The sequence below is a fragment of the Micrococcus sp. HG099 genome (genome assembly GCF_024723355.1).
Lineage (GTDB): Bacteria > Actinomycetota > Actinomycetes > Actinomycetales > Micrococcaceae > Micrococcus > Micrococcus endophyticus.
Genome location: NZ_JANQCJ010000194.1, coordinates 1 through 2,788 on the forward strand (window position 1 = coordinate 1; position 2,788 = coordinate 2,788).

At 76.3% G+C, this 2,788-nt stretch carries 4 protein-coding genes; all 4 read right to left on the minus strand.

Features of this window, described 5'->3' with window-relative positions:
- Positions 1 to 444, minus strand: a 444-nt coding sequence (locus tag NWP10_RS11380) for an alpha/beta hydrolase (RefSeq protein WP_258300982.1), incomplete at its 3' end; no start/stop codon positions are given.
- A complete protein-coding gene (locus NWP10_RS11385) occupies positions 423 to 974 on the minus strand; it encodes a heat shock protein transcriptional repressor HspR (protein WP_258300983.1) in 552 nt (183 codons plus the stop codon). The genes NWP10_RS11380 and NWP10_RS11385, both read right to left, overlap by 22 nt.
- Complete coding sequence (locus NWP10_RS11390; RefSeq protein ID WP_158491662.1) at positions 971 to 1,963, minus strand: DnaJ C-terminal domain-containing protein; 993 nt, start codon at positions 1,961 to 1,963, stop codon at positions 971 to 973. Before NWP10_RS11390 ends, NWP10_RS11385 begins: the two co-directional genes overlap by 4 nt.
- 67 nt (positions 1,964 to 2,030) lie before the next feature.
- Complete coding sequence (locus tag NWP10_RS11395; protein WP_258300984.1) at positions 2,031 to 2,693, minus strand: nucleotide exchange factor GrpE; 663 nt, start codon at positions 2,691 to 2,693, stop codon at positions 2,031 to 2,033.
- Positions 2,694 to 2,788 lie beyond the last annotated feature (95 nt).

A 2,788-nucleotide genomic window follows, 5' to 3' on the forward strand; every position in this document is an offset into this window, starting at 1 on the left:
GCCGGGCCCGTCCAGAAGGACCCGCCACGGGGTGGGGGCTGCGTAGCCGAGCCAGGCCAGCACCGCGGGGCGGGGGGCGCCGGCGGCCCGCTGGGCGGCGGCCAGCTGGGCGGCCTCGCGGGCCGTGCCCCACATGGCGGTGTGCGGGCGGATGCCCATGCCGGAGACGAGCCAGGTCAGGTGGGTGGCGGTCGCGGGGTCCCCCGCTGCGACCACAGCGCGCGGCCCGTCCGGGCCGTCGAGGACGTAGTCCAGCAGATGCCGGGCGGGCAGGTGCGGGTCCATGCCCTCCGGCTTGAGGGCGTGGACGATCCCGTCCAGGGCGCTGCGGGCCTGCCGGCCGAGGCCGTCGCGCCGGGCCATGTCGGTGCGCAGCCGCTCCTGGACGCGGGACCGCGCGGCCGCCCCGAACGACGCCCGGCTCAGTCCTGCTCGGGCTGCCACGTGAGCACCCGTCGGGGGCGGGCGCCGCCGGAGGGAAGCATCCGCAGGACGCCCGGGGAGGCCTGGCCCGCGGCGTCCGCCTCGGTCCGTGCCGCGGCCTGGCGGCGGGCGGCCATCCGGTCGGCGTAGCGGGCCGACACGTCGCCGCCGGAGCCCACGGTGAAGACGCGGGCCAGGCGGGAGGCGTGGTGGAGGCGGTCCACCTGGGCCGCCAGCTCGACCACGGTGTCCTGCAGCTGCTCGACCTCGCGCTGCAGCGCGATCACGCGGCGGATGCCCTCCAGCGAGATGCCTTCGCGGCTCAGGGCCTGCACGGTCTGCAGCCGCTCGACGTCGGCCAGGGAGTAGCGGCGGTGCCGTCCGCCCTGGCGCGCGGGGACCACGAGGCCGAGCCGGTCGTACTGGCGCAGGGTCTGCGGGTGCATGCCCGCCATCTCGGCGGCCAAGGAGACCACGAAGACGGGGGCGTTCCGGTCAAGACCCCGCTCGCGGCCCCGGTCCGCGCGGGCGGCGCCGTCGCGGGCGCTCACCAGGCGGCCTTCCGGGCCAGCTCCCGCCGCGGATCGTCGCCGGCCAGGGCGGACTGCAGGGCCTCGACGGCGGCGCGGGCGTCGTCGTTGAGCTCGGTGGGCACGGTGACGTGCAGCTCCACGAGCAGATCACCCGTCGTCGTCCCGCGCTCGACACCGCGGCCCTTCAGGCGCAGCACGCGGCCGGACTGGGAGCCCGCCGGCACCTTCATCTTCACAGGGCGCTCCAGCGTGGGCACCTCGATCGTGGCCCCGAGGGCGGCCTCGGGGAAGGTGACGGGCACGGTGATGCGCAGGTCGTCCCCGTCCCGGTGGAAGAACTCGTGCTCGCGCACGTGCACGGTGACCAGCAGGTCGCCGCGGCCGGCCGCACCGGGCGCGCCCTTGCCGCGGGCCCGGACCTTCTGGCCGTCGCGGATGCCCTTCGGGATCTTCACCTCGATCGTCTCGCCGTCCGCAGCGCGCAGGGACACCGTGGTGCCCTGGATCGAGCCGCGGAAGGAGATCGTGGTGGTGGCGGTGCGGTCCGCGCCCTTCGTGGGGCGCGGCCGCGCGTAGCCGGCATCGCCGAAGCCGCCGGGGCCGAAGCCGCCGGTCTGGCCGGCGGCGCCGCCGAACATCCCGCCGAACAGGTCCGACAGGTCGGGCCCGGACTGCGTGGTGCGGGGGCCGCCCCCGCCTCCGAACATGCCGCCGAAGACGTCCTCGAAGCCGCCGCCGCCGGCACCGCCCGGGGCGGAGAACCGGGCGCCGCCGCCCATCGCGCGGATCGCGTCGTACTCCTGGCGCTCCTGGGGGTCGCTCAGGACGGCGTACGCCTCCGAGATCTCCTTGAACTTCTTCTCGGCCGCCTCGTCCCCGGGGTTCTGGTCCGGGTGGTGGGTGCGAGCGAGCTTGCGGTAGGCCTTCTTGACGTCCGCTTCGGAGGCGTCCTTGGACACCCCGAGGGTCGCGTAGAAGTCCTTGTCCATCCAGTCCTGCGAGGCCATGGTGCCTCCTCTCGTGTGCATCGGTCAGGGGGGTCGGCCGGCGCCGGGCGGGCGCCGGCCGAGCGGGTCACTCGTCTCCGGCGGAGACCATCACCTGGGCGGCGCGCAGCACGCGGCCGTCCCGGACGTAGCCGTTGCGGAAGACCTGGACCACGTGGTCCGCGGGGACCTCCGCGTGGGGCTGGCGCATGACGGCCTCGTGCACGGACGGGTCGAACTCGACGCCGGCCAGGGCCTCCTGGTCGTGCCGCTCGAGGCCGAGGCCGACCAGGGCGGTGTCCAGCTTGGTCGCGATGGCGGCGAAGGGGCCGTCCGTGAGATCGCCGGCGGCGCGGGCGGCGTCGAGGTCGTCGAGCACCGGCAGCAGCGCGGTGACGGCCTTGAGCACGCCGAGGTCCTGGGCGAGGGCGCGGTCGCGGTCCACGCGGCGCTTGTAGTTCACGTACTCCGCCTGGAGGCGGCGCAGGTCGGTCTCGAGCTCGGCCTCGCGGTCCGACGCCGCGGGCTGCGGCGCCTCGGTCTCGGCCTGCGCGCCGGCCTCGTCGAGGATGCGCTCGGCCTGGGCGAGGGCGTCGTCGTCCTCGGCCTGCTCGGCCGCGCTCTCGGCGGAGACCCGGGGCTCACCGGTCTCGGGGTCGATGCGGCGACGGTCGTTGAACACGATGGGCTCCTCCTCGGAGCCGCGCTCGGCGTCGGAGGAGCCGTGCGGACGCTGCTGGTCGGCGCTCATGGTGTGTCCTTTCGAAGCGGGTGGGCGCGGCGGGTCCGCCGCGCGGGGTGGTGCGGGAAGGCCGGCGGGCCGGCCCGGCAGGGGCGCTGCCGGGC

What these genes read in the sequence shown, in the direction of transcription:
- NWP10_RS11390 (WP_158491662.1), bottom strand. Translation starts at nt 1,963, where the DNA reads ATGGCCTCGCAGGACTGGATGGACAAGGACTTCTACGCGACCCTCGGG.
- NWP10_RS11395 (WP_258300984.1), bottom strand. Translation starts at nt 2,693, where the DNA reads ATGAGCGCCGACCAGCAGCGTCCGCACGGCTCCTCCGACGCCGAGCGC.